The sequence below is a fragment of the Kineococcus sp. R86509 genome (genome assembly GCF_042466365.1).
GTDB lineage: Bacteria > Actinomycetota > Actinomycetes > Actinomycetales > Kineococcaceae > Kineococcus.
This window is the reverse complement of record NZ_JAXHCE010000001.1, coordinates 2708158-2733294: the sequence shown is the minus strand read 5'-3', so window position 1 is coordinate 2733294 and position 25137 is coordinate 2708158. Positions and strand designations below refer to the sequence as shown.

The 25137-nt window shown below is 71.1% G+C and carries 30 protein-coding genes; 13 read left to right on the top strand and 17 right to left on the bottom strand.

Annotation, left to right across the window (positions count from 1 at the left end; translation table 11 throughout):
• Positions 1-66: 66 nt before the first annotated feature.
• From SJY07_RS13470 to SJY07_RS13455, 4 genes are all read right to left on the bottom strand, one after another.
• On the bottom strand, positions 67-288 hold the full coding sequence (locus SJY07_RS13470; RefSeq protein WP_328293730.1) for a hypothetical protein: 222 nt from the start codon (positions 286-288) through the stop codon (positions 67-69).
• Between the two features lie 88 nt (positions 289-376).
• Positions 377-622 carry a hypothetical protein gene (locus SJY07_RS13465; RefSeq protein WP_380159783.1) on the bottom strand — a complete coding sequence of 82 codons (246 nt, stop codon included), beginning with the start codon at positions 620-622 and terminating at the stop codon, positions 377-379.
• Between the two features lie 86 nt (positions 623-708).
• Positions 709-1626 (bottom strand): carbohydrate ABC transporter permease, encoded by a 918-nt coding sequence (locus tag SJY07_RS13460; RefSeq protein ID WP_380162311.1) that lies wholly within the window; start codon positions 1624-1626, stop codon positions 709-711.
• 17 nt (positions 1627-1643) lie between these two features.
• A complete protein-coding gene (locus SJY07_RS13455) occupies positions 1644-1880 on the bottom strand; it encodes a hypothetical protein (protein WP_380159782.1) in 237 nt (78 codons plus the stop codon).
• A gap of 93 nt (positions 1881-1973) precedes the next feature.
• Here SJY07_RS13455 and SJY07_RS13450 point away from each other — a divergent pair, with 93 nt between their 5' ends.
• Positions 1974-2654 carry a family 43 glycosylhydrolase gene (locus SJY07_RS13450; RefSeq protein ID WP_380159780.1) on the top strand — a complete coding sequence of 227 codons (681 nt, stop codon included), beginning with the start codon at positions 1974-1976 and terminating at the stop codon, positions 2652-2654.
• 165 nt (positions 2655-2819) lie between these two features.
• On the opposite strand, the gene SJY07_RS13445 is transcribed toward SJY07_RS13450, so the two are convergent.
• The 3 genes from SJY07_RS13445 to SJY07_RS13435 are packed head-to-tail and all read right to left on the bottom strand — an operon-like array spanning position 2820 to position 4655.
• Positions 2820-3185 (bottom strand): hypothetical protein, encoded by a 366-nt coding sequence (locus SJY07_RS13445; protein ID WP_328293738.1) that lies wholly within the window; start codon positions 3183-3185, stop codon positions 2820-2822.
• Positions 3186-3238: 53 nt separating this feature from the next.
• Positions 3239-3511, bottom strand: coding sequence for a hypothetical protein (locus SJY07_RS13440; RefSeq protein WP_328293739.1), 273 nt, complete (start codon positions 3509-3511; stop codon positions 3239-3241).
• Complete coding sequence (locus tag SJY07_RS13435; protein ID WP_380159777.1) at positions 3480-4655, bottom strand: hypothetical protein; 1176 nt, start codon at positions 4653-4655, stop codon at positions 3480-3482. The genes SJY07_RS13440 and SJY07_RS13435 overlap by 32 nt, the downstream gene beginning before the upstream one ends.
• Positions 4656-4724: 69 nt before the next feature.
• Here SJY07_RS13435 and SJY07_RS13430 point away from each other — a divergent pair, with 69 nt between their 5' ends.
• Positions 4725-5348, top strand: a complete 624-nt coding sequence (locus SJY07_RS13430; protein WP_328293741.1) for a hypothetical protein — start codon at positions 4725-4727, stop codon at positions 5346-5348.
• 74 nt (positions 5349-5422) lie between these two features.
• Here SJY07_RS13430 and SJY07_RS13425 read toward each other — a convergent pair whose 3' ends face one another.
• Positions 5423-6097 (bottom strand): SDR family NAD(P)-dependent oxidoreductase, encoded by a 675-nt coding sequence (locus SJY07_RS13425; protein ID WP_328293742.1) that lies wholly within the window; start codon positions 6095-6097, stop codon positions 5423-5425.
• Between the two features lie 174 nt (positions 6098-6271).
• Here SJY07_RS13425 and SJY07_RS13420 point away from each other — a divergent pair, with 174 nt between their 5' ends.
• Both SJY07_RS13420 and SJY07_RS13415 read left to right on the top strand, forming a co-directional pair.
• Positions 6272-6778 carry a helix-turn-helix domain-containing protein gene (locus tag SJY07_RS13420; protein WP_328293743.1) on the top strand — a complete coding sequence of 169 codons (507 nt, stop codon included), beginning with the start codon at positions 6272-6274 and terminating at the stop codon, positions 6776-6778.
• Positions 6779-7111: 333 nt separating this feature from the next.
• Positions 7112-7324, top strand: a complete 213-nt coding sequence (locus SJY07_RS13415) for a hypothetical protein (RefSeq protein WP_328293744.1) — start codon at positions 7112-7114, stop codon at positions 7322-7324.
• A 250-nt stretch (positions 7325-7574) separates the two neighbouring features.
• Here the strand turns inward: SJY07_RS13415 and SJY07_RS13410 are convergent, their stop codons facing one another.
• The 4 genes from SJY07_RS13410 to SJY07_RS13395 all read right to left on the bottom strand — a co-directional run bounded on the left by SJY07_RS13410 (position 7575) and on the right by SJY07_RS13395 (position 11286).
• Positions 7575-8897 carry an IS110 family transposase gene (locus SJY07_RS13410; protein WP_380162309.1) on the bottom strand — a complete coding sequence of 441 codons (1323 nt, stop codon included), beginning with the start codon at positions 8895-8897 and terminating at the stop codon, positions 7575-7577.
• 345 nt (positions 8898-9242) lie between these two features.
• Positions 9243-10127, bottom strand: coding sequence for a phosphotransferase family protein (locus SJY07_RS13405; RefSeq protein ID WP_380162307.1), 885 nt, complete (start codon positions 10125-10127; stop codon positions 9243-9245).
• Between the two features lie 202 nt (positions 10128-10329).
• Positions 10330-11016, bottom strand: a complete 687-nt coding sequence (locus SJY07_RS13400; RefSeq protein ID WP_380159774.1) for a hypothetical protein — start codon at positions 11014-11016, stop codon at positions 10330-10332.
• Positions 11017-11088: 72 nt separating this feature from the next.
• Positions 11089-11286, bottom strand: coding sequence for a hypothetical protein (locus SJY07_RS13395; RefSeq protein ID WP_380159772.1), 198 nt, complete (start codon positions 11284-11286; stop codon positions 11089-11091).
• A 269-nt stretch (positions 11287-11555) separates the two neighbouring features.
• Here SJY07_RS13395 and SJY07_RS13390 point away from each other — a divergent pair, with 269 nt between their 5' ends.
• Together SJY07_RS13390 and SJY07_RS13385 are read left to right on the top strand one after the other, a co-directional pair.
• Positions 11556-12800, top strand: coding sequence for a multidrug effflux MFS transporter (locus tag SJY07_RS13390; protein WP_328293748.1), 1245 nt, complete (start codon positions 11556-11558; stop codon positions 12798-12800).
• A gap of 38 nt (positions 12801-12838) precedes the next feature.
• Entirely contained in the window at positions 12839-13459 is a 621-nt protein-coding gene (locus SJY07_RS13385) for a pyridoxamine 5'-phosphate oxidase family protein (protein ID WP_380159769.1), read from the top strand.
• A 19-nt stretch (positions 13460-13478) separates the two neighbouring features.
• On the opposite strand, the gene SJY07_RS13380 is transcribed toward SJY07_RS13385, so the two are convergent.
• Positions 13479-14405 carry an NAD(P)H-binding protein gene (locus SJY07_RS13380; protein ID WP_380159767.1) on the bottom strand — a complete coding sequence of 309 codons (927 nt, stop codon included), beginning with the start codon at positions 14403-14405 and terminating at the stop codon, positions 13479-13481.
• Between the two features lie 71 nt (positions 14406-14476).
• Between SJY07_RS13380 and SJY07_RS13375 the strand changes: the two genes are divergently transcribed.
• The 3 genes from SJY07_RS13375 (at position 14477) to SJY07_RS13365 (ending at position 16632) form a co-directional block, all read left to right on the top strand.
• Positions 14477-14911: a MarR family winged helix-turn-helix transcriptional regulator gene (locus SJY07_RS13375; RefSeq protein ID WP_380159765.1), complete on the top strand. Its 435-nt coding sequence runs from the start codon at positions 14477-14479 to the stop codon at positions 14909-14911.
• Positions 14912-14983: 72 nt separating this feature from the next.
• Entirely contained in the window at positions 14984-15217 is a 234-nt protein-coding gene (locus tag SJY07_RS13370) for a hypothetical protein (RefSeq protein ID WP_380159763.1), read from the top strand.
• A 530-nt stretch (positions 15218-15747) separates the two neighbouring features.
• Positions 15748-16632: a MerR family transcriptional regulator gene (locus SJY07_RS13365; protein WP_328293753.1), complete on the top strand. Its 885-nt coding sequence runs from the start codon at positions 15748-15750 to the stop codon at positions 16630-16632.
• Between the two features lie 26 nt (positions 16633-16658).
• On the opposite strand, the gene SJY07_RS13360 is transcribed toward SJY07_RS13365, so the two are convergent.
• Positions 16659-17690 (bottom strand): GGDEF domain-containing protein, encoded by a 1032-nt coding sequence (locus SJY07_RS13360; RefSeq protein WP_328293754.1) that lies wholly within the window; start codon positions 17688-17690, stop codon positions 16659-16661.
• Positions 17691-17948: 258 nt separating this feature from the next.
• On the opposite strand from SJY07_RS13360, the gene SJY07_RS13355 reads away from it, so the two are divergent.
• Together SJY07_RS13355 and SJY07_RS13350 are read left to right on the top strand one after the other, a co-directional pair.
• The gene (locus tag SJY07_RS13355) at positions 17949-19259 is read left to right on the top strand and encodes an MFS transporter (RefSeq protein ID WP_380159760.1); all 1311 of its coding nucleotides are present in this window, start codon (positions 17949-17951) and stop codon (positions 19257-19259) included.
• 265 nt (positions 19260-19524) lie between these two features.
• Positions 19525-19944 (top strand): hypothetical protein, encoded by a 420-nt coding sequence (locus tag SJY07_RS13350; protein WP_380159758.1) that lies wholly within the window; start codon positions 19525-19527, stop codon positions 19942-19944.
• A gap of 127 nt (positions 19945-20071) precedes the next feature.
• Here SJY07_RS13350 and SJY07_RS13345 read toward each other — a convergent pair whose 3' ends face one another.
• Both SJY07_RS13345 and SJY07_RS13340 read right to left on the bottom strand, forming a co-directional pair.
• Positions 20072-20860, bottom strand: a complete 789-nt coding sequence (locus tag SJY07_RS13345; RefSeq protein ID WP_380159756.1) for a DUF6924 domain-containing protein — start codon at positions 20858-20860, stop codon at positions 20072-20074.
• 233 nt (positions 20861-21093) lie between these two features.
• Positions 21094-21468 carry a hypothetical protein gene (locus SJY07_RS13340; protein ID WP_380159754.1) on the bottom strand — a complete coding sequence of 125 codons (375 nt, stop codon included), beginning with the start codon at positions 21466-21468 and terminating at the stop codon, positions 21094-21096.
• Between the two features lie 317 nt (positions 21469-21785).
• Between SJY07_RS13340 and SJY07_RS13335 the strand changes: the two genes are divergently transcribed.
• Positions 21786-22328 carry a hypothetical protein gene (locus SJY07_RS13335; protein ID WP_328293759.1) on the top strand — a complete coding sequence of 181 codons (543 nt, stop codon included), beginning with the start codon at positions 21786-21788 and terminating at the stop codon, positions 22326-22328.
• Positions 22325-22888, top strand: coding sequence for a hypothetical protein (locus tag SJY07_RS13330; RefSeq protein WP_328293760.1), 564 nt, complete (start codon positions 22325-22327; stop codon positions 22886-22888). Before SJY07_RS13335 ends, SJY07_RS13330 begins: the two co-directional genes overlap by 4 nt.
• Before the next feature lie 511 nt (positions 22889-23399).
• Here SJY07_RS13330 and SJY07_RS13325 read toward each other — a convergent pair.
• Positions 23400-24980 carry a methyl-accepting chemotaxis protein gene (locus tag SJY07_RS13325; RefSeq protein WP_380159751.1) on the bottom strand — a complete coding sequence of 527 codons (1581 nt, stop codon included), beginning with the start codon at positions 24978-24980 and terminating at the stop codon, positions 23400-23402.
• Positions 24981-25137 lie beyond the last annotated feature (157 nt).

Genomic DNA, 25137 nt, shown 5'->3' with positions numbered 1-25137 from the left:
GAAGGGCGGTACGCCCTGGTCCTCGCAGGCGGTGACGAGGGCAGCCATGGTCAGGCTGGCCCCGCTTCAGGGCGCGATCGGTTCCTCGCTCGCACGGTCGGTACCCAGGTCGAGGCCCGGAAACTCCGAGGCGGCTGACTTCCCCGATGAGGGGTGCTCGTCCTGCAGAGCACGGAGGCCGGCTCCCAGGACCTCATGCCCGATGCGCTCGGCGTGCTCGATCCCGTCGGCGCCGCCGTTGGTGGAGAAGACCGTCTCCAGCCCGGCCGGGGCGACCTCAGAGATCAACCGTGCGGTCTCGGGCGAGCGGCTTCGGCGTGCGGGGGTGGTGGTGCACAGTTCCTGCGCCCGCTCGACGATCCCGGCCCCCTGCGCTTCACCCCCACCTCCCCCCAGCTCGCTCGGCCTCGTCGAACGGTTGCTCGCCGACGCCGAATCCCGTGTCCTTCGCCGCGGCCAGCACGCCGACGTGATCGACCTCGAATCCGACGTCCGCGAGTGGATCGCGAACTGGAACGAGGATCCCCACCCCGACGTCTGGGGCACGACCGTCGACGAGATCCTCGACCGCCTCGCCGGGTACCTCGCAGCGCCCGACCCACGGACTGCCGACCCAGGACACCGGGGTTCGTCGGGGTGCCCTCCCGCCGGCAGGCCATCCCGACCACATCGTCCACCAGCGGGGTGCCCGGTCCGGAGGCCACGTGCTCACTCTTTGACGCTGCCGCTCGACAGGCCGCTCTGCCAGAACCGCTGCAGCACGACGAACGCCACGACCAGCGGGATGACGCTGACGGCCGAGCCGGTGATGACCGTCGAGAACAGCGCCTGCGAACCACCCCCGGCGGCGCTGGCGGCCTGCTGCTGGGCCAGCCCCACCGTCAGGGGGTAGAGCGAGGACGTGTTCAGCATGATGAGCGGCAGGAAGTAGTTGTTCCAGGAGGCCACGAGGGAGAAGAGGAACACCGTCACCATGCCGGGGGCGAGCAGACGCAGGGACACCTGCACGAAGGTGCGGAACTCACCGGCCCCGTCCACGCGGGCCGCTTCCAGGAGGGAGTCGGGGATCGCGTCGGCGGCGTAGACCCGCATGAGGTAGACGCCGAACGGGCTGACCAGGGACGGCAGGATGACCGCCCACGGGGTGTTGGTCAGTGCCAGTGAGTTGAAGAGCAGGTAGGTCGGCAGTGCGAGTGCCGTCAACGGGATCATCACCGCACCCAGAGAGATGCTGAACAACAACCTGTCCCCGGCGAACCGGTACTTCGCGAAGGCGTACCCGGCGAGGGTCGCGAGCAGGGTGGCGCCGGCTGCGCTCGTCCCGGCGTAGAGCACGGTGTTCACCGACCAGCGGAGGAAGATCCCGTCGCCCGCGCTGAACACGTCGCGCAGGTTGTCCCAGAGCGCGAAGTGGTGCCCGAACGAGAACCCGAAGGTGCTGAACAGGTCGGAGTTGTCCTTGGTCGCGGCGATCAGCAGCCAGAGCAGCGGCAGCACGAAGTAGGCCGCGACGAGCCAGAGCAGGACGCTCAGCAGTCGGTTCCCTGATCGCGTGGAGCTGCGTCGGGACCTCGCGGCTGGATCGGTCGCGGACGGGACGCCTGGGCGGGTCCGCAGGGTCTTCAGGGTGCTCACGGGGCGCCTCAGTTCGCGGTGCCGCCGCGGTTGACCCGCAACTGCACGAGGTAGGAGATGACAGCGATGACCAGACCGAGGAGGAACGCGACCGCAGCCGCGTAGTTCACGTCCTGGTTCACGAAGGCCAGGTTGTAGGCGTAGAAGTTCGGGGTGAAGCCGTTCGAGATCGCGGTGGGCGCGATGCCCTTGAGCAGCGCGGGTTCGTTGAACAGCTGGAACGTCCCGATGATGGAGAAGATCACCGTCAGGACGATCGCCGGTCCGATCGCGGGGATCTTGATGCTCCACGCCTGTCGGACCAACCAGCGGCCTGGACGAAGGCGAATGGTCCGGTCATGAGCACGAACGCCACGGCAGGGGTTTTCGCGCCCGGGCACAACTCGTTCACGACGTCCCCGGACGGCAGTGAGGACTACGTCGTCTACCACGCGAACTCTGCTGCAGGGCAGGGCTGCGGGAACCACCGCACGGCCCGCGTGCAGCGTCTGACGTGGGGAACCGACGGAGCCCCGGTGTTTCCGACCCCGGCCTCCACCGGTCTGCAGACGCCGGCCTGGGACGTCGGGGCCGATGCTCTGGTCCGCAACGCGGGATTCGAGCGCGACCGGGGAGCTCGCTCGCTCCCGAGCGGTTGGACCACGACCGACCGTGACCAGTCTACGTTCTACACCGAGCCTGGTGGGCACACGGGCGCATTCCAGGGAACCCAGTGGGCCGCACGCCCGTACCGCGTCTACACCTACCAGACCATCCCGGACCTGCCTGCCGGAAACTACACGTTGACGGCCTGGGTGAAATCCAGTGGTGGTCAGGCCGAGGCTGGTGTCGAGGTGAAGGACTACGCCGGCAACGGCAGCAAGAACTACCTCCCGATCGGCCCCGCCGGGAAGTGGACCCAGGTCACGATTCCGGGTGTGTCGGTGACGGCCGGTCAGGCGACCGTCGGGTTCTGGTCGAACGCCTCGGCAGGCCAGTGGCTGAACTTCGACGACGTGGAGCTGACGCCCAGCAGCTAGTGTCGTGAGTCGATGTCTCGTGGGCAGTGGTCACCGAGCGGTGAGTGGATCGCTGCAACTTCTTCGTCGTCAGCTCGACGAACCAGTGTTTCGAGGAGGTTCAGCCAGGAGGAGAGTCGGTGCGTCTCGCCACCACGTCGATGGCCGCAGTTGGTGGCTCCAGCGTCAGCGAGACGGCGCCCCGTCGGTCAGCAGGGCAGCGAACTCAGGCACCGCAGCCTCCGGCTCCCAGACGACGAACTCCACGACCTCGCCGTCGGTGAGGACCACACCCAGTCTCCGCTGCCAGGTGGCGATGCGGCGCCGACCCCGGACCAGCTCGGTCCCGCTGAGCTGCGCCCTGTCCCAGGACCTGGCGCGCAGTCCGATCAGCGCCTCCACGGTGTTCGGCTGGAACAGCAGCCGACGGTCGGTGAGGTTCAAGGTTCCACCCCGCGCGATGCCCCGTCGCAGCCAGTTGGCGTGCCAGGTGCGCAGCACCTGCTCACCAGCCGCCAGCTCCGGACGAGGTAGGAAGATCCGCGGACGCACCCCCACACCCTGCCACCCCGACCCGTCGGGTCGCGGTTGCGACGGCCGTGGGGTCAGCTCAGACGTCCCAGGAGTTCCTTCAGCAGGGTGAACTCGCCCGGGGTGAAGCGGTCCTGCACCTCGGGCAGGCCGGCCGCGAGGGCTACCGCCGAGCGCAGCAACGAGGAGCCGGCACTCACCTCCCCGCGGGTCGCGAAGCCCTGTCCCGCCTCCTCGAGCGGCGCCGTGATGGTGGCCACGACCATCTCGCGCACCACCTCGGCGAAGTCGGCCCTCAGCGGGCGCTCTCGCGTCTCAGCCTCCAGCAGTGCCGGTGTCGTGCCCACGTCGGGTCACTGGAACGGATGCCGAACCGGTGGTGAGTTCTGCGGGCTGCGGGCGGGAGCCCGTCGGTGCGGCGGGCGGGAAGTGGCCGAGCTCGATGCCGGCGCCTCCCCTCGGTCGAGTCGCCGCCTCACGTCGGTTCCGCAGGAGCATCGCGGCCAGCGTGAACAGGATGCCCGCCGCTGCCCAGATCCCCAGCCGGATGATGGGAGCCGAGACGGCCGCGCCGTCGAAGTACTGGACGGAGCGGAGGAGGTCCAGAGCCCCACCCTGGGGGAACACCTGGTAGAGAGCCTGGAAGAAGTCGCTGAGGACGTGGATGCCGAGCGGGCCTCCGGAAGAGGTGTTGCCGAGGATCACCAGAGCGAGCGTCATGACCAGCGCCGCGTTCATCCCTCCGAGAGCAGCGACTCCCGTCACGGCTCCTCCGATGGCCACGCTCGTCAGCCACAGGACCGCGAACACCGCCCCGGGCTCGACGGTCACCGCGCCGAGAGCGGAGTCGATCCACACGGTGATCAGTCCGGCGAGGACTCCCGTGTAGAGCACGAGGACGACGCTGCGCTCGACGAAGGTCGCCGCCGTGTCGACCGAGCCGAGGATGCGCCCGAACACCGTCGCGCCGAGCGCTGCGCCCAGGCCCACGAAGAGGATCGCGTAGAACTCCACCGACCCGACCGGGTCCTTCGCCGGCAGGGGGGCGAGGTCGGTGGTCGTGTTGGTGGCGGACAGTTTCGCTGCGATGGAGGTGCCGATGCCGGAGATCGCCTGACCGAGGCCACGACCCCCACCGCTGGCGATGTAGGTGGTCACCACGGCGTTCCCTCCCGGAGCGGGCAGGACGAGCGCGCCGTCCACGTCTCGGTCGAGCACCGCGTCGCGGGCGTTCGCAGCAGAGGCCACGATCGTGAGCTCGAGTGAGCCCTGCTGCTCGAGCGCCACGATCGCGCCGGCGTCACCGGTGACCGCGAGGTGGACGTTGTTGGGTGTCGGGTTGCCGAACGCGCTCGAGTAGCTCGTCAGCATCGCCATCGCGAGGAACAGGATCGCGACCGCGCCGAGGATCAGGTTCCGGTAGCGGTGGGCCGATCCCGGGTGCTGTGCAGACTCTGCCCGCCGAGGTGTCGACTCGATCACGTGTGTCATGATTTCCTTTACGATTGTCCAGTAGATGACAAACGTACATTAGTGGTCGGACTCTGGCAAGATGCGCCCATGTCGCAGGCCACGAACGCACTCCCGCCCGAGGCGCACCGGGTGGACCCACGCGTCACCCGGACCCGCGCCGCCCTCATCCGCGCGTTGGCGGCTCTGGTGTCCGAGTCGCCGAGAGGTGAGGCGATCTCGATGAGCGCGGTCGCGCAGCGGGCAGGCCTGAGCCGGCAGGCGCTGCACAACCACTACGCCAACGTGGGCGACCTCGCGACGGACGTGTGGATCAGTCGCCTGCTGGAGAACTGGCTGCCCCTCGACGAGAGCGCTGCGAACCTCGCTCAGGCCCTCACCGACGCCGTCGCGGAGCGCGGGATCGAACCACTGCTCACCGCAGGGCGAGCCGATCGCGAGTTCTTCGACAAGCTCCGCGCCGTCCCCCGCGGCGAGCGGGTGGGCGAGGTCATCGCAGCCGCCGTCACCACCTGGTTGACGGGGTCGGGTAGTGATCATCGTCGCTCGGACATCGCCCTCACCGGCGATGCGCGGATCTTCGCGATCGGCGGGATGGTGGCGCTCGTGTCCACGTGGCAGATGGCCGACTCCCCGCCGAGCACCGCCGCGCAGGTCGCGACGCTCCGCACGCTCGCGGCCGCGGCTGCTGCTGCCGCTGGTCCTGCCGCCTGAACCCTGCCGGCCGGGATCACGGGGTGCTGCGGCACTGTCCCGTCCGGAACCGGAGGCCCCGGACGGGAAGCGCGTCAGCCGTTGTAGCCGTCGTAGGCGACGTAGTGCAGCTCCGCGTCTTCTCGTTCCTCGTGCAGCTTCACGTACGACTGGGCGATGACCGCGGGCTCGGCGTCTGGGCGACCACCACCGATCAGAGCGGTGATGGCGACGAAGGCGACGTAGACCCCCTGCTCCGCGAGGGCGGCGTGCAGGTTGAGCGTCCAGTTCCGCAGTCCCGCTGCGGCGATGTTGACGTTGCCGCGCACGGGCGTCGGGGCGAGAGACCCGCCACCGGTGGTCACGAGGACCGTTCCGGACTTGGCCGCGATCATGTCCGGCAGGACCGCGCCGATGGCAGCGAGGGCGCCCCCCAGGTAGAAGTCGATCTGCGGCTGCAGGTTCTCCATCGTCACGTCCAGGGCGTCGACGGACTCCAGCGTCCGGTCCGCCGGGGAGAACTCCAGGACGTCGATCCGGCCCAGCGTCTCCCGGATCGACCTGATCGCACTCCGCACCGTGTCGGGCTCGCTGACGTCGGCAGCGAACCCGCGAGCCTGGATCCCCTCGCCGGCGAGGGTCTGGGCGAGGGTGTCGAGCTTGGCCTGGTCGCGAGCCACGAGGGCGACGTCGAAGCCCTTGCGCCCGAAGGCCCGGGCGATCTCCAGGCCCAGACCGGGACCGGCTCCGATGATGGTGATGAGGGGCATGGTGCGTCCTTCCGTGGCCACCGCAGGGCCGGGTGCGTTCGGGTGCGGTAAGTTGAGACCGTTCTCAACTCCGCCGAGCTTAACTTGAGACCGGCCTCACTTTCCACTGGAGTCGCCGTGCCCCCCCCGCCTGGCCTACGTCGAGACGCACAGGCGAACCTCGAGAAGCTTCGCGTGGCGGCCCTGGCGGTGTTCTCGCAGCGGGGACTGTCCGCTCCTCTGGAGGACATCGCCCGCGAAGCCGGGGTGAGCATCGGAACCCTCTACAACCGCGTCGGGTCCCGAGAGGAACTCATCGACGCCGTGGTGGACGACATCGCCGGCGAGAAGCTCCGCACGCTCAGGGAGCGGACGCTGAGCCGGGACTCGCCCCGCGCACGGCTGGAGACGTTCATCCGCGAGATGATCGACCTGCAGCTCAGCGACCCGGCCATGAACGACGCCATGCTGCGGCGCTACCCCGACGCCGTGCTCCTCATCAACGCCTGTGAGCGGTCCATGGCCCTCGGGGCAGAGCTCGTCGAGAACGCCCACTCCGCCGGCGTGCTCGCGCCGGACTTCACTCCCGACGACCTCATGGCCTTGTTGTGGATGGCAGGAATGGCGAGCCACGACCCCGCAGCTCCGGACGGCTGGCGTCGAGTCGTGGATCGCAGCATCTCCGCCGCGTGGACCGGATGACTCAGGCCGGCCGGACCCGGTGTCGCGCTCGGCGGTGGTCGCGCAGCCAGGACCGCCGGTGATGACGACAGACCCGCCGGATCGTGTCGTTCTCCACGCCACGGTGGGGCTGCTCGACACCCCGTGCGCGTCGACCCTGGCGACGGGAAGAGTTGCAGCAGCAGTGGTCGCGGTGTCTTCGCAGGACTTCACGGTCATCCCGGAGTCGTGGGCGTCGTTGTCGCCTCGGACCACCCCTGGACCCCCACCCCTGGCGAGTCGCACGAGACCAGGTCCGGTCAACGGCTGACCGAGCACCCCGCGCGGGGATCCGCCGGCGACTACGATGGAGCCGTGCTCAGCGACCAGACCCGGCAGGCGCTCCGTGTGCTGCGCTGGCGCGGTGCTGACCACCTCGAGGACGCTGCGCGGGGGCTGCTGCGCCGCCCGCGCCCGCTTCCGGCACCTCCGACGGGGCGTCCGCGGTTGGGCGAGGCCCAGCTGGACCAGCTGATCGAGCAGACCGTCCTGGCGCCGCGACGAGTCCAGCCTCAGGGCCGGTCCTGAACGACTGGGTCCCGCTGCACGACGGTTCGACCTCACGGCGAGAGCTGAAGGACTTCATCACCGCCCTCAGCCGCCGTCCACCGCTGTGGGAGCGCCACGTCATCGAAGAGCTGCAGTACCTGGCCAGCACGTTGCCTTCCCCGCCCCGCGAACCGGACTCGCCCGCCACCGCGGCGAAACCCGCTGCCACGCCGACTCCGACCTGGCTCCGGCACCTGACCCGACTTCACTCATCTGGTTCCTCTCTATGTCAAGCGGGCCTCTTGCGGCAGCTGGCCCGGGTAGAGATGCTGGTGCCGGCGGGTCCGGGAAGTGGCTCATCCGAAGAACCGACACCGGGGTCGCAGTCGGTCGCGCTGGAGTCAAGAGCCGCCCCCGCCTGCCCTCCCGGACCCGTCACCACCGCCGCGCTCACCGCCGCACCCATCGGCGGCGCCAGCGCTGGGGCTGCTAGCGGCGACGCCACCAGAGCAGGCTCTGCGGTGGTCTCCGACCTGGCGGGATCGAGCTGCGGATCCGGCTGCATCGAGCTCGCCTGGCCGTCGGCGTCGGCCGCCATCTGGCGATAGACGACGTTGGACAACCGCCGCTTCAACGCCCGCAACGCCTCCATCGACGACTTCCCTTCACTGCGTTTGCGGTCGAAGAACACCCGCCCCGCCGTGCCCGGGCGACGCAACTGGACGATCGCCATCGTGTGCAGAACCCGGTTCAACCGCCGGTTGCCCGCCCGGGAGAGGCGGTGGTGCTCGTTGTCGCCACTGGAGGCGTCGATGGGGGCGGTGCCGTTCCAGGACGCGAAGTGATCTCGGGTGGGGAACCGGGTGATGTCGCCGACGTCCCCGAGCAGGCGGGCAGCGCTCGAGGGGCCGATGCCGTAGAGATCCATCAAGTGTGAACCGGAGTCGACCACCAGTTGCTGCAGCTGCCGGTTCGCCGCCTTGATCTTGGCCTGGATCGCGGCGAACTCCTCCACCAGCTCAGCCGCCAACTGCGCCCGCATCAACGCCGCAGGACCCACCGGGACCAGCTCGTCCAGCAGCTTCTTCGCCTGCGCCGCAGTGAGGAACCGTTTCGCCCCACCCCCGATCAGCTCACCCAGCAGTCGGTGGATCCGGTTGACGATCTCGGTCTTGCGGACCCCCAACTCGTCACGGCGATCGGCCAGCAGCCGCAACGCGACCGTCTCATCGTCGACGGTCACCACTCGCAGACCCGCGCTCTGTCGATCGGTTCCCTCGCGTCGCTTGCGGCGGCGGACAGCGACCGCGGCGATGGAGTGGGCGTCGGTGGCGTCGGTCTTGCGCCCGTGACCGGTCTCGAACGCCCGGACCTGCGCGGACAGTTTCGCCGGGACATCCAGGACCGTCTCCCCGTCGGCGACCAGACGCTGAGCCAGGTGACGGCCGGCGCCGTTGGCGCCTTCGACTGCCCATGTTCGCGTCGGCCAGGCACTCACCGCGGCGAGCATGGCGCGGTAGCCGTCGGTGTCGGTGGTGAAGCGCTGTCCCAGCAGAATGTGTTCAGCCTCGTCGACCACCTCGATCGTGGCCGAGCGCTTGTGCGGGTCCATCCCGATGATCACCGCCGGGACCACTATCCGAGGCGTTGTTGATCTTCGTGTCCTCATCGCTGCTCCCCGCTCGTCCTGGTCTTCGATGGGGCGGGGTGGGCAGCACTACTTCGGGATGACCGAGCAGACCTCTCTTGAGCCACTCCCCGCCAGCGGTGCCCGACGCGACGCAGACCAGATGAGAACCACACCGGTGGAGCTGGTGGGCAGTCGAAAAGAGAACGACGCGTCGGGCACCTCGACACAGCCTGGCCGGGCTGGTGCCGTGAGACCAGTGAACAAGTAGACGATGTCCGCGAGGTGCTGTCGTCGTGATCGAGCTGACCTGCGGAGATGACCCGCGACTCACCAGGTGAGTTCGTCGAGGTGGTTGCGACCTGACAGCAGACCGGTGATGCGGTTCCGCGCCGTCTCACGGACCTCGGACCGAGGGTGATGGGCGTAGAGGGCGAGCTCCACGTACATGTCGTAGAAGTTCAGACGCTCGCGCAGGTGCTCCCGCTCGAACAGTTCCGGATACGCGCCGCGCAGCCACCGCGGGACCTCTGCCAGCGAGGTCTCCTCGAGCCCTCGCTCGTCGGGCGCGGGTGGGAACTCCCGCGACCGCGCACACCAGCGCAGGACGGTGTCGAGCTCGACGTCGACCGGCTGGGCCAACGCCTCAGCGAAGTCGATGAGGCCGGTGACGCGTCCCTGGTCGACGATCACGTTCGACCCGTGCAGATCACCGTGGACGAGGACGGGTGCGTCAGGGGCGAAGAGGGCCAGCCGCTGCTCGATCCAACCGGCGACGTCGACGAGCAGGTGCGGATCGTGACCGGGCAGCCGTCGGGCCGCCTCCACCAACGCCAGCGTGGCACCCACCACGGGCGGGTGGAACGCAGGCCACGGCTGACCATCGAGCGCTCCGACCAACCAGGGCGGCAACAGGCCGGCCGGGACGGGGATGCGGTGAAGGGCCCGCAACGCTGAGCCGAGGCTTTCGATCATCGATCGGCGGGTGGGTGGGTCCGCCGTCGGCCACGCCTCGTGGAGGGTCTGCCCGGGCAGGCGTTCGGAGACGGACCACGGCCCGTCCGGGCCGTCGCCGTGGGCGAGCAGTCGTGCGTGGGGGACGTCGCTACCGGCGAGGAGGCTGACGACTGCGGCTTCGTGGCGGTAGGCGTCGCGGTGCCGTGCGTCGGTGTTCAGACGCACGACGCATCCATCGCCGACCCAGGCGCGACTCACCCAGCCGGACTTCGGGTGGAACCGTCCCGTCGTGGGTAGACCGGCGGCCTCCAGCGTCCTCGACAGCACCGGATCGTGAGTCGGCTCGAGGGGGGTCGTCGGGTGAGTGGTCACGGTGCTCCTCCGACGGGCTGGTGAGGCGACCACCGTAGCCACGTCCGTGCCGCGAACAGGACGCGCGCTCGTGCCGCGGTGCGCACGGTCATCCCGCGTCCCGCGCCAGCTGCACCGCGTCCACCGCTGATCGCCGGGTGAGCATCGTGACGTTCCACCGACGATCCGCCCCCTCCGCGGAGCGGGGGACCGACCACCCCACGCTGACCGCTCCACTGCGGTCGGCCTGGACCCCGACCGCGGTCCCGCCGACCTCGACGACGGTGCAGTCACCCCCCGCCTGTGCAAGGACGAGCGAGCCGTCGACGTCCAGGTGCTGCCGGCGGTGGACCATCGACAGCGGCCAGGGCCGGTCGTCGGCTTCCTGGACGTAGAGCGCCGTGACGTCGGATCGCAGCACGGAGGACCTGCTGGCCTGACGCCAGTCCAGCTGCCGGGGGAGGTAGAAGGCCGCGAACAGCGCGGTGACCTCCCGCCCGTCCTGGTCGACGTCGAGGGTTGGCTCACCGTCTCGCCCCGGCACGGCCAGCACTTCCCGCTGACCGGTGGTCAGGCGGCCGGGCAGGCGCACCGGGGCAGAGCCGGTGAGCAGGCGCAGGCGGTCCGCGGTCACGGGAACCCAGGACCGGTGCAGGTGACCGGGCGCGCTGGTGAACGGCCGCAGCGCGGACGTCAGCTCCTCACCACGCCTCAACCCCTGCAGGGCCTCGACCACCTCGCTCGGCAACTGCTCCGGTCGTTCTCCGTCCGGCATCTCCAGACCTCCCGTCCTCACGGCGACGACCTCCCAGCTGGGCCGGCCCCCGACGGTGTCACCCCGCGAGACCGCAGGGGGACCGCGCCGGGATCACCAGGTCGTGTCCGAGGAGGTGGCCCGCACGACCAGCGCTCCGCGCTGACCGGGGATCGTCTGGAACCGTCCGACGAGGTGACCACCGGGCGCCGTGGCGACCAGGGCGTGCAGGTTGCCCATCTGCTCGTCGCCCCGCTCGTCGTCGTCGTGCAGCGCCGCCAGCACCCCCCGTACCGCCTCGCGGGGGGTCACCCGCCCCGGCGCCGCAGGGACCGGTGGAGCGCCAGAGGACCAGGGCGCTCACCACGACGAGCAGCACCACCAGCCCGCCGACGACGACCGGTGCGGACCGGCGCGGCGGGCGGGTGCCGTGGAGCGGTTGCGTCACGAACTCACCGTGCCGCAGCAGCGAGCGCCACCGTACGGCTTCGCTCCGGTCCGAAGGGCTGCACCTCCCGGCCGTCGGGGCTCGTAGCCGCGCCGGCGGGTGGTGCGGCCGCCGGGGTGTGAAGCTGGTCCGGATGGCTGACACCGCAGGAACCGCCGAGACGTCCTCCCCACCCGCCGGGCGGGACACCGCGGTCGGGCTGCCCCCGCTGCTGCCGCTGGCGGTGGTGGTGGGGATCGCGCCGCTGGCCACGGACATGTACATCCCGGCGCTGCCCGCGATCGCCGCGGACCTGGGCACCAGCACGTCGGCCGTCCAGCTGTCCCTGACCGCCTTCCTGGTGGCCTTCGCCGTCGGGCAGCTGCTCATCGGACCGATCTCCGACGCGGTGGGGCGCCGACCGCTGCTGCTGGCCGGGACGACGACGTTCGCGGTGGCCTCCGTCGTCTGCGCGCTGGCTCCGGACCCGGTGACCCTGGTCGTGGCGCGGTTGCTGCAGGGTCTGGCCGGCGCGGCCGGGTCCGTCGTCGGGCGGGCGGTGGTGACCGACGTCCTGCAGGGCGCGGCCCGCGCCCGGACGATCAGTTCGCTCGCCGCGATCAACGCCCTCGGTCCCGTCCTGGCCCCGCTGCTGGGGGCGGCACTGCTGCTGGTGGGGGAGTGGCGGTTGATGTTCGTCGCGCTGGCGTGCCTCGGGCTCGTCCTGGCCGCGAGCGTGAAGTTCACGTTCCACGAGACGCTCCCCCCGCACCGCCGGGCCTCCGGGGTCGGGTTGCGCGCCTCGGCGGCCCGCATGGGGACCCTGCTGCGGATCCCGCGCTTCAGCGCCTACCTGGTGACCTCGTGCTGCGCCACCGCGGGGTTCTTCGCCTACATCGCCACGAGCTCGTTCGTCTTCCAGAGCCAGTTCGGCTTCTCGGAACCGGCGTACACGCTCGTCTTCGCCACCAACGCGTCGTGCATGATCGCGAGCACGCTGGTCTTCCGTCGTCTCGTGCGCCGCCACGACGAGGACGTCCTGCTCTCGATCGGGCTGGGCGTCGCCGCCGTGGGGTCGCTGGGCGTCCTGACCGCGGCCCTGCTCGGCGCGGGACCCGGACCGGTCTGGGCCTGCCTGGCCGTGGTCACCGGAGCGTGGGGGTTCGTGATCACCGGGTCCGCGACGCGGACCCAGGCCCTCGGGCAGGCCCTCCCCGGGACGGCCGCGGCGTTGCAGGGCGGTCTGGCCTTCGGCGTCGGCGGTCTGGGGACACCGCTGGCCGGGGCCCTGGGCGGGACCGCCGTCGCCATGGGGGCGGTCATGGCGTCGGGGCTGAGCGTCGCCGTCGTCATCCAGCTCGTCGCGACCCGCCTCGCGGCCCGCGCCCACCGGGGCTGAACCACCCGCGGACGGCGGGAGTCGGCAAGACTGCGGGCATGCAGGAGATCACCGACGAAACCGAACTGCGCGAGCTCATCGGCGAACCGCTGCCGCGGGCGTGGGAGAAGGAACGCACGACGCTGCACGAGCTGGACCGGGCCTGGCTGGCGGCGTCCCCGTTCTGCCTGCTGGCCACCGCCGGCGCCGACGGCTCGTGCGACGTCTCGCCCAAGGGCGACCCGGCGGGGTACACCCTCGTCCTCGACGAGGGGACCATCGCCATCCCCGAGCGACCGGGGAACCGTCGCGTGGACAGCCTGCGCAACATCCTGACCAACCCCCACGTGGGGTCGATCCACCTGATCCCCGGGCGGGGGGACACCCTGCGCATCAACGGTCGCGCCCGCCTCGTGCGCGACGCCCCCTTCTTCGACGACATGGTGGTCAAGGGCCACCGCCCGGTCCTGGCGATCGTGGTCGAGGTCGAACAGGTCTTCCACCACTGCTCCAAGGCGTTCCTGCGCTCGCAGCTGTGGCAGCCGGAGACCTGGGCGCCGCAGGCCGTCCCCCCGCGGGCCGTCCTGGCGCAGACCCTGGAGCGACCGGACGCAACGCTGTCGGACCTCGAGGACTACTACGGTCCGAGCTACGCCGACGGGCTGTACCGCGGACAGTGACCCGTGGGCGCCCCGCGGCTCAGGCGGCGCGGAGTTCGGTGCGGTGGGCCGCGGCGAAGTCGGCGACGGTGACGGCGGGGCGTCCCAGCAGGTCGGGGACGTCGGTGGTGCACAGCCGGCCGTCGTCCGCACCGCGGCGCACCACGTCCACGAACTGGTGGACGAGGCCCCTGGCCTGCCACGCGGGGGCACCGGTGGCGCGCAGCACGCCGTAGAAGAGCGGCGCGGGAACCTGGACGTAGCGCACGCGGTGCCCGAGCGCGGCGGTCAGCACGCCGGCGACCTCCGGGTAGGACAGCGGCCGGTCGCCGGTGAGCCGGTAGACCCGTCCGTCGTCCCCGGCGCCACCCTGGACGGTGGGATCGGTGAGGACCCGGGCGCCCACGGCGGCGACGTCGAGCACGTCGATCCAGGCGGTCGCCCCGTGCCCGCTGGTCTGCGGCAGCCACCCGCGTCGGATGGCCGCCGCCTCCACGAGCAGGTTCTTCGTGAACGCACCCGGCTGCAGGCGCGTCCACGCCAGACCGCTGCGCCGCAGGTGCTCGTCGGCCAGGGCGTGGTCGCGGGCCCAGGGGATCGCCGAGCGGGGGTTGGCGTCGGAGGCGGACACCTTGACGACGTGGCGGACCCCCGCGGCGACCGCGGCGTCGATCGCGTCGCGGTTCTGCCGGAACTGCTCCAGACCCGGGGGAGTGTTCAGGAAGACCTGGTCGCACCCCCGCATCGCGGCGCGCAGGCTGCCGGTGTCCTCGAAGCTGCCGAGGACGGCGTCGAGGCCGCGCTCGGTGAAGGCGCGGACCTGTCCCGGCCGTCGGGCCAGGACCCGGAACGGGACGCCCCGGGCGGCGAGGTCGTCCACGAGGTGGGTGCCGACGTCCCCGGTGGCGCCGATGACCAGCGACCGGGCCGGGGTGTCGTCGGAACGGGGCGGGGTGGGGAGAGTCACGTCGACCTCTTCACTAGCAGGAACCTGTTGGTGAGAGACTGCACTCCTCTCGAGGAGGTGGCAAGCCGACCGTGGACGTGACCGAGGACGACATCGACGCGCTCGTGACGTGGTCGCTGATCCGCGCCGCGCACCGCGCCCAGCGCGAACTCACGGCCGTGTTCGCCCACCACGGGTTGTCGCCGGTGCAGTTCGGCGTGCTCTCGCACCTGGGCACCGGAGCCGAGTTCACCCAGGCCCAACTGGCTCGCAAGGTGCTGGTGCGACCGCAGTCGTTGAGCGGGGTCCTGGACGGGATGGTGGCCCGCGACCTCATCACCCGGGACTCCGAGCGGACCAGGGGACGGCGCAACCCGCTGACCCTCACCCCCACCGGCCGCGACCTGCTCGCCGAGGTCTGGCCGTCGGTCCAGGCCGCGAACCGGCCCGAACGGTTGGACATGAGCGCGGCCGAGGTGGCCGCCCTCAACGACGTCCTGCTGCGGATGGTCGACGGGGACGGGTGACGGCGTGGCCCGCCTCGGCCCGGAACCCGCACCCTCTCGACACCGCCGCCCGCACTGGGCACGCTGAGCGACGTGACGTCCTTCGAAGAGCCTCGCAGCGCCGGGCCCCGGACCTCTCTCCGACGCGTCGTCCTGGCGGCCCTGGGTGCCGCGGTCGTCACGTGGCTGCTGTGGCACTTCGGCTTCGGCGACAGCACCGGCGGATCCGCCGTCCAGGCCGTCCTCATCTCCGTCGTCGTGGCCGGCCCCGCAGGTTTCGAGCGGTGGAGCGGGCGGCGCGCAGGATCACCGCGGAAGACCGGCTGACCGGGCGCAGAGCAGCGCGAGAACCACCCCGCTCCGTTCGATGGTCCTCGACCTCGGTCAGCGGTGTCCGCCTCGAGTTCGGATCGGCGGCCGGTACGACTGCTCGATCGACGAGCGGCGGTTCGCGGCCGTCTCGACCATGACCGGGGGAGCGCTGTTCGCCCTGGTGACGGGTCTGTGGCCGACCGTGCGCGGCACGCCAGCGCACGTCCGAGTTCGACACCCACCGCTGATCCGGCCGGGAGCGGGAGGAGCCCCGCAGACCCCGCAGACCCCGATCCGCGACTGCGCCCCGCCCCCGTCCGTGCTCTTCCTGGGAAGCACAGAAGGATCACGAGTGGGGCGTAGGAACACGCACGCATCGACGGCGCCGGGTTCGTGGAACGAGTCGTCGCACTCCAGCGTCTCCACCCGGAGCCCGAACCTGACCGCCCGGCGACCGGACCGAGGCGTGAACTGCGGGAGTTGCACCTCCCGCAGCGTCATGTGGTGCGGTGGGCCCACGTTCCCGCACCGAGGAAGGCCCGCCCATGCTCTCGTCCTTCGTCCGGCGTCAGGTCACGATCGGTGACGCGGCCGCGTTCGTCGGCACCACGCCGCGCGCCATCCGGCACTACCACGACATCGGCCTGCTCCCCGAGCCCGAGCGGGGCAGCGACAACCGCCGCCGCTACGGCTACGACGACGTGCTGCGGCTGTTGTGGATCCGGAAGACGGCCGACGCGGGGATCGCTCTGGACGACGTCCGGGACGCCTTCACCGACGCCCCGGACCGCTCCGACGGCGACCACGCCGTCCAGAGCGTCCTGGAGCGACTGGAAGCGACCCTCGCCGCCCAGGAGGCGGAACTGCGGCGGCAGCGCACCGCCGTGCAGCGCATGCGCCGGCGCGGACCGCGGTCGGGGTTGCTCTCCGACGTCGTCGCCGCCCGCCTCGAGGGCCTGCCCGAGGGTTCCCTGCGCCGGACGGACCTGGACGCGCTGTTGATCACCGAGCGGATCTTCGGGCCGCTCGGTGCGGCCGTCCAGGCGTCCCGCTTCATCGCCCTGGCGACCCGTGACGACCTGCGGGAGCAGGAGGACCGCCTCGACGCCGCCGAGGAGGCGCTCGACGACACCGTCGCGGTCGACGACCCCCGGGTGGCCCGGGTCGCCGGTCAGCGGCACGCCTTCGAACTGGCGCTGCACGCCGTCATCGAGGAGTCCGGCCTGGCCGACGCCGAGGAAGAACTCTTCGACTCCTGGGACGCTCTGCACCCCGCCGGCGTCGACGACGGACCGGACGCGACCGGTGGCTCCCGCGGCAGGCGGAGTTCCCCGAGCGCCACCGACGCCGTCCGGAACCTGCCCCACGACTGGTCGCCGGCCCGCCGCCGCTGCATGGAACTGGTGCTGGAACTCTCCACCCGGGAGTGACGGGCCACCCGGTCCGGGGATCCGGCCTAGGCCTCCGGCCACACCTGGGTGACCACCCGGTTCCTGCCCTGCTGCTTGGCCGCGTAGAGGCAGACGTCCGCCCGTTCGATCGCGGCCTGCAGCCCGGAGCCGACCAGGCCCCGGCGTTCGGGACGCTCGACCGTCACGACACCCACGCTGACCGTCGCCGACCACGGGGCCATCCAGTGCGCCGCACGCGTGCGCAGCGTCTGGGCGAACTCCTCGGCGCGGTCGACCGGGGTCGAGGAGAGGACGAGGAACTCCTCCCCACCCATGCGGACGACCACGTCGTCGTGGCGGGTCTCCCGCGCGAGGCCGGCGCTGAAGCAGCGCAGCACCTCGTCGCCCACGGCGTGACCGTGGGTGTCGTTGATGGCCTTGAAGTGGTCGATGTCCAGCGCGAGGACCGTGCAGGTCCCCGTGCCCGCGGATCCAGCGAGGTGCTCCTGCAGTGCACGGCGGTTCGACAACCCGGTGAGGGGATCGGTGAGCGACTGCCGCCGCAGGGCGGTCGCGGCGCTCTCGAGCTCCCCGCGCAGTCGCAGGACCACCTCGCTGGTGCCGACGAAGGCCAGCAGCGGGAGGGCCACCAAGGTCGTCCACTGCAGCGGTTCCGCGGTCACCGCCCGCATGACGACCGCCAGGCACAGCGTCAGGACGAGCGAGACCACGCGGCACGCACCGCGGGAGAGGTAGACGGCCGCGAACACCGCGTTGGGCAGCAGCAGGACGACGTTGAGCATCCCGCCGGCCCGGCTCTGGTTGGCCAGCACCGACAGGACGACCAGGCCCATGAGGCCCGTGATGAGTACGACGAGCACCCTGTCCGACCAGCGACGCCCGAGGGTGAGCAGGCCCAGCGCGCTGAGTCCGCCGGTGGCCAGCGAGCAGTGGAAGGCCACCGTCCACGGTCCCGGGCGCAGGGTCGTCGAATCCAGTCCGGCCAGCAGTCCGATGAGGACCGAGACGCCCACCAGGGCCGCGAGCACCCGGGCGCGTGAGGGTGCCGGGGCCGGCGGATCGGCGGACGTGGGCACGCAGGCTCCAGGGCTCGGCGGAGGAGGCGGACACCGACGGGGCGTCGTTCCTGCATCGGCCACGAGGCGGCACGGGTTGACCCCGCGTCACGAAGTTCCCCGACGACCACTCACCCGGGGACGATGAGCAGGACGCGGCTCCTGGAGCCGGAATCGACCTGGTCGTGGGCTTCGCCACGGCCCGCTACTCTGCGATGAGGCCACGTCTCCTCTGATGCCGGTTCGCCTGACGGCGAACGATCAGATCGGACGACCTGCGTGCCTCCTCGAATCCTCGACGCCCTGCGTGCCGCGCTCTTCCCGCTCGGGCGCGTCCGGGGCCCGGTCTCGACCCTGAACACCGCCGATCTCAGAGCCTTCCGCGCCACCCTCCTCGGTACGCTCGTCACGTCGGTGGGGCTCGGACTGACGCTGCCGTTCACCTTCGTGTACTTCGACCACGTCCTCGGGCTCGCGCTGCCCATCGTGGGGTTCGTCGTGGCCGGTGCAGCCGTGCTCGCCCTGGGTGCCACCGCCGCGGGGGGCGTGATCGCCGACCGGATCGGGCTGGGACGGGTCGCGGTTCTCGGTCTGGTGCTCCAAGCCGGCGGAACCACGCTCCTGGCCCTGGCGCGTGAACCGGTGGCCGGTGCCGCAGGCCTGGCCGTGCTGTCGATGGGCAACGCGTTCGTGTGGCCCAGCCTGAACGGGCTCGTCACCCACCAGGTCCCGGCCGAGCGCAGGTCGCGCGCCTTCGCCGTGCGGTTCGGCCTCATGAACGTCGGGCTCGGTGCCGGATCCCTCACTGCGGCAACGACGGTGTCGGTCGCGCGTCCGGGCAGCTTCCACGTGGTCTACCTGCTCGATGGCGCATCGACCGCGGTCTTCGCGCTCATCCTCTTCGTCGGACTCCGGAACACGGCGGGCTGGACGGCGCACGCTCACCGCACGAGGGAGGCCGCCCCGACCGGTTACCGGACGGTGCTGCGAGACGGGCACTTCGTCGCCTACCTCGTGGTTCTGCTGGCCTTGGCGATCTTCGGGAGCTCGCAGACCGAGGGCCCGTGGGCGGCGTTCGTCGCCCTGACGCCCGGCGGGTCCACTCGGGTCATCGGTCTCGGCTTCGCGGCCAACACCGCAGCGATCGTCGTGTTCCAACTGCCGGTGGAACGCTGGACCAGGGGACTGCGACGCAGCCGGCTGCTGGCCTCGTGCGCACTCTCGGGGGCTCTGGCGTGGGTGCTGACCGGGATCGCGAGCCTGCCCGGACTTCCGGCGACGGTGGCGGGAACGCTCTTGGTGTCGGCGTTGGGGGTGTTCGGGGTGGGGGAGACCTTCCTCAGCCCGGTCATCAACGCCGTGCCGAACGCTCTGGCGCCAGATCACCTCCGCGGCCGGTACAACGCGCTGAACTCGGCCACCTACCCGGTCTCCAAGTTCATCGGTCCGCCCCTGGCCGGAGTCCTGATCGGGAGTGGAACACCGAACTCCTGGGTCGGCGTGGTCACGATCGGCATGCTCGTCGCGGCCGGTGGCGCCGTCCTGCTGGGTCGTCGTCTTCCGCTCTCCGTCGAGTTGGCAGGACGGTGAGGCTGGCTGTCGACACCGTCTGCGCCGCTCTGGCGCCGGTGGTCGCGGTTCTGGGTATCCGTCTACTCGGTTCGGAGCAGGAGACGTGACGTGGGCCGGTGCCCGCTGCACCACCGCGGACAGTTCGCCTCACACCCATGGCGCACTGCGCATGCGTCCGGTCGTGGCGCGATCCTCGGCGGCCGACGACTTCACGCTTCTGGCGATGGCCGCACGGTCAGGATCCGCAGCTAGCGTCGTCAGCCACCGACAGCGGAGGGCCTCGATGGACCACGACGACCGCACGACGATCAAGTTCCTCGAGCTGCCCGCCAACTGGCGACTGCAGTGGCGCAGCGACGGGCACTGGCGACAGGTCCACGCCCAGCACCACCGCAACGAGATGGCCGGGCTGCTCGTCCCCGGAGAAGCGGCCGACTGGACGCCGTGGAGCGGTCGCGAACCGCTGGAGGGCAGGGGCGGTGGACGCTGGGACGGCACACCCACGTGGTGGTCGCTGGTCGGTGAACTGCTCGACGGCGCAGGAGTCGAGGTGGTGCTGGCCGACAGGCACCATCCCCCGGTGCTGCAGGTGGGCCGGGTGTGGGCCTGCACGTGGGTCAGCCCCCCTCAGCCGGCGACCGTCCGTCGAGGGGCGAGCGAGGTCACCATGCCCTTCTACTGGCCGTCCTACCTCCCAACCTGACCAGGATCCACATGACCCGGCGCCGTTCACGACGTCACGGTCGTGGCGCGCTGCGGGCGCACGGTCATCCCTCGTCCTGCGTGATCGGGTCGCTGCCGCGCCTCACGCGCCCAGCACCATCCGCCGATCAGTCGAAACCGCGGAACACGCCGTCGGGATCAGCAGCACCCGCGAAGTCCTCCCAGTCCATGTTGGCGATGGACAGGTTGTTCTCCACCGACGCCAGAGCCTGCGGAGCCACACGCAACTCCCGGACCGCACCGTCGCGGACCTCAAGCACCAGCAGCGGCATCTCCGGTGAGGAAAGCGTCGTCGCGTCGGCGAGCACGAGCAGCACGTACGGCGGGGCAGCGGCAGCCAGGTCGGCGACGGACGCCCCGGCCCACCGCTGGTGCTCGACCGTGCTCAGGTAGGGCACGAACCCGTCCGGACTCGGCGTGTGCACCGCGTTCAGCAGCGCCTCCCACCGGGGCTGGTGGGTGAAGTCGGTGCGGATCAGCAGCGATCCGCGATCCGCCGGCAGATCCCCGGACGCCGCCAGCGCGTCGTCCTCGGCAGTGAGCTCGGGGTGTTCGGCCTCGTACTCGGCCATCACCTGCCGCAGCCGTTCGTCGTCGGCCCGTTGCGCGCCCTCGTCCGACCACCCTGCTGTCTCCTGCGCCAGGGCCGCAAGGCGCTCTTGCTCGGCTTGCGGGTCGGGCGTGGTCTCCTCCACGCACAACCAGGCGTCGCCCTCCGCGGCGTCCTCCGGCGGTTCGCACGCCGGACCGGGGTCGTCGACCCAGGAGGAGTCCGAGCTCACCGTCGGCGTCTCGGGCTTGCTCTGGCCTGCGGTGGAGGTTCGTACGGGGTCGGTCGGGGAGCTGCAGGCGGTGATCGCCACCAGCAGGGCGGTCAGGAGGAGGACGCGGCGCACGCTTCGAGTCTGCTCGATGACCGGCACCCGGAGGGGGCCAATCCCTGTGCCGACCCCGGTCGGAGCAGTGGGCGCCCGCACCCGGAGCACTCCGATCGAGAGCGTCGACGACTTCACGGTCATCCCGCGGTGAACGCGTTCCTGAGCTGCAGACGACGTCACTCATCTGCCTGAAGGCCGCACGATCGCTGAAAACTCCTCTACCGCGTTCAACCTGACCTGACTCGCTCGCCTCAGGAGTGCACCCACAGTGCGGCGCGATCCGCCCAGCGGGCCGCCCACAACGCCAACCCCACGACCAGCACGTACCCCACCCCGTCGACCACGCCGGCCACCACTTCGGGAGCATCTCCACGCAGCGGCAGAAGGACGACGAGCAGCACAGCCGCGACCGCGACGACGACAGCCACCGGGGCCACCCAGCGCATGACGGGCAACGCGGCCCGGTGACCAGCGATCCAGCATTCGTCGCAGTGCTGCGTCGCGGGGGTACGTAGACCGATCCCGCCCTCGAGGCTCAAGGTGCCGTTCTTCGTCATCGACACGACCACGGCCATCAGGATGGCGACGACCAGCAAGCCCCACCCCGCTGACACCGCAGTGAACATGCGCCCTCTCCTTCGTCCCAGGTCATCGTGCCCCCGCCGACGAAGACGCACTCGAGGGTCCGCTGCCATCCAGGTGCGGCACCCGGCGGTGCTCAGTGACCGCCGCGGGCTCGGGCGGCGAGGAGTTCGGGGAGTTCGAGGGTGGCCAGGTACGAGTCGAAGGCGTCACGGCGGGCCGGAGGGCTCGACGACTTCGCAACCGCACGGTCATCCCGCGGAGTGCGTGCGTCCGGCGAACTGCGCGAGACCGTTGGTCAGCAGCACGATCGTGCCGTGCCGCTGATGACCAGATCCTCGATCTACGGCACTCTGAGCAGGTGACCAGCGACGTGTCCTACCCCTTCACCGAGGGCATGGGAGCCCTCGCCCACGGCCCGTGCGTCCTCAGCGCGGGACCAGGCATCGGCATCGGCCTGCGCTGCGTCTTCGCCTACTACGAAGGCCTGCTGCTCTCCGTCGAGGTCAAGGCCATCGGCCAGGCCGCCCGGGACGCCTACGAATCCGACACCCACCCCCGCAGCGGCCGCGGTGGTCGACGGAACCTCCCCTCACGCCCGCACAGCTCACCCCGCTTGAGCGTGCCCGCCTCGGCCGCCGGAACTCGACCAGACGGCGAGCTCTGGCTGCGCCTGGAGCACCACCACAGCAGCACGTCCCACACTGCCCGCGGTCACTCCGAGCATGACCCGGGCACCCCGGCCTACGTCCACGACCTCGACGTGTGGTGGCCGGACCTACCCGCCGACGGACGTCTACCTCTGGAAGCCGGCTGGCCCGAGGTGGGAGCCCCGATGACCACGACCGTGCTGGTCATGGAGAACCTCGACCAGCTGGCTGGGCACGTGGTGAGGCTGGGATGACGAGCGAGTACCCGCAACCGTGGGAGCAGCCGTGGAAGCCGTGGCAGATCGAGGACTCCGACCAGACCTGGCGCAGCCTGGGAGCCGTCGTCCACGGGCCGGTGGTCCTGGCCCGAGTACCTGGCATCGTCATCGGGCTGCGCTGCGTCTTCGCCCACCCCGACCGCCTCACCGCCTGGTTGGTGGCCCGCGCGGACCTCGCGTTCATCCCCCAGGTCCTTCCCCCGCGCAGCGAGGCGGAGGCCAGGGTGCGAGGGGACCTGGAGGCGGTGTGGCCGGGGCAGCTCAACGACCCCCTCGTCCACGCCTTCCTCGATCACGTGCCGCAGCGACTGGCCCTGGGTGAGCGCATCGACACCTCCGACGACGGTCGCGTGCGGCGCCTGTCCTGCGCGGTCCGCATCTTCGGGTTGCCCACCGACGACGAGCTGGGGTTCGAGGTGTCCTGGGGACCGGCCTTGGCTCCGACCTCCACGACCCTGGATCTGCCCGGCGTGCGCCAGGTCGCGGCGTCGGCGGTCTCGTTCGTGAAGGACGGGCCGGCGTCTTCAGCGACCTGACGCGGGCCGGCACCCACGTCACGGTCGTCCCGCACTGCGCGCGCACGGAGGACTCCTGCGGCTCGTCTCCAGGACGCCGGCGAGCTGCCACACCCGCCGTGGCAGGCCTCGACCGGGGATCGTTCACGGGCAACTCACGTGTCCTCCGTGACAACCGCACCGGTCCGTGATCCGATCGCGAGGAGCGTGCCCCCTCACGGCGAGGGACGCACCTGCCACAACGCCACCGCGGCGGCGCCGACACCCGGCACGAGCGTCTGCACCATCGCCGCCGCCGAGGTCAGCAGGCCCACCACAGCCCCCCCACCAGCGCAGCGATCCCGCGACGTAGCCCGTCAGGAACACGCTGAACGGGTCCTCGGCAACCCTCGGCGCCGCACTCCACCCCGCGCAGCAGACCGAGCCCCACGGTCGCGTTCATCGGCCGCGTGCGGACGACTGCCTCGTGCTCCACCACCGCAGGACGACAGTCGGCACGCCGAGGCGCAGCGGTCCGCGCGTCGGCGGACCGTCAGTAGCGGAAGCGGCCGACCACGGTCTTCAGGCGCTCCGCCATCCCGGCCAGGTCCTCGGAGGCCTCGCGGGTGGAGCGCACCCCGGCGCTGGTCTCCTGCACCGCGGACGCGACCGTCTCGATGGTGACCGCGATCTGCGAGGACCCCGTGGCGGCCTCGGCGACGCTGCGCGACATCTCCCGCGTCGTCGCCGACTGCTCCTCCACCGCGGCGGCGATGGTGGTCTGGAAGGCGTTGATCCGCGAGATGATCTCGCTGATCCCGCCGATCGCCTCCACCGCCCGGTCGGTGTCCTGCTGGATGGTCGCGACGCGCCCGGTGATGTCCCCGGTGGCGCGGGCGGTCTCCTGCGCCAGTTCCTTCACCTCGCTGGCCACGACCGCGAACCCCTTGCCCATCTCACCCGCCCGCGCCGCCTCGATGGTCGCGTTCAGCGCCAGCAGGTTCGTCTGCTCCGCGATCGCGGTGATGACCTTGACGACGTCGCTGATCTGACGCGAGGACTCCCCGAGCGCGGTGACGATGCGGGTGCTCGTGTCCGCCAGGGCCACGGCCTCCCCGGCCACCCCGGCGGCCTGCGTGGTGTTCGAGGCGATCTCCTCGATGGAGACGCCCATCTCCTCCGCGCCGGCCGCCACGGACTGCACGTTCGCCGACGTCTGCCCGGCGGCGGCGGAGACGGAGGAGACCCGGCCCGTCACGACCTCCGACGCCGCCTCGATCCGCGCCGCCGTGGCCTGCAACCCGCCGGTGGCCGCGGTCAGGTCCTCCGCCGCCTGCGCGGTCTCCCGCACGGTGGCCTGCACCTTGGCGACGAAGCGGTTGAAGGCCGTGGCGGTGTCCTGGAACTCGTCGGCGCGGTCCTCGGGCAGACGCTGGGTCAGGTCCCCCTCGCCGTCGGCGATGCCCGCGAGGCGGGTGTTGACCCCCCGCAGCGGCACCACGATGCTGCGCGTCACGACGACGTTGATGACCAGGAAGGCGATGAGGCCCAGGACCGTGCCACCGATGACGGTGCGCTCGATCGTGGCGTGCGCACTGGCCGAGGCCGCGGCCCGCACGGTGAGCAGGCTGTCCTCGTCGTCGCTCATCTGGGTGGTCAGGGCGCGGATCTGGTCCATGACCGTCTTGCCCGCGTTGGTCAGGACGACCGCCTGGGCGGCGGGGAAGCCCTGCGCCCTGCGCAGGTCGATGGTCTGCTGCATCTCGGTGATCTTCGCCTGGATCAGCGGGCGCAGCGTGGCGATCCGCTGCTGCTGCGCCGGGTTGTCCTTCGTCAGCTCGGCGACGGTGTCCAGGTGCCCACCGACCGCCGCGGTGGCGGCGGTGAACGGCTGCAGGTAGTCGTCGACCCCGGTGATGACGAAGCCGCGCTGCCCCGTCTCGGCGTTCTTCAGGTCCTCACCGACCGCGTCGATCCCGGCCAGCACGGCGTAGGTGTGGTTCACCGCCGCCTCGTTCTTCGACAACTGGCCCGAGCTGCGGTAAGACACCCCGCCCACGGCCATGAGGAGGAGGGCGGCGATGACGAAACCTGCTGCCAGTCGCTTGCCGATCGTCCAACGCAGTCGCGGCATGTGCCGACCCTCCTCGCGCCGGGTCGAGCCCGGGCCGTCACGGCCTCCCCGATGCTCGAGGACGTCTGCGTGACTCGTAGGAGATCGGCGGTCGCAGGGGAGAACTGAACGGTTTCCGAGCACGCGTCGGCGGGACACAGCAGCGTTCGCGCCCCAC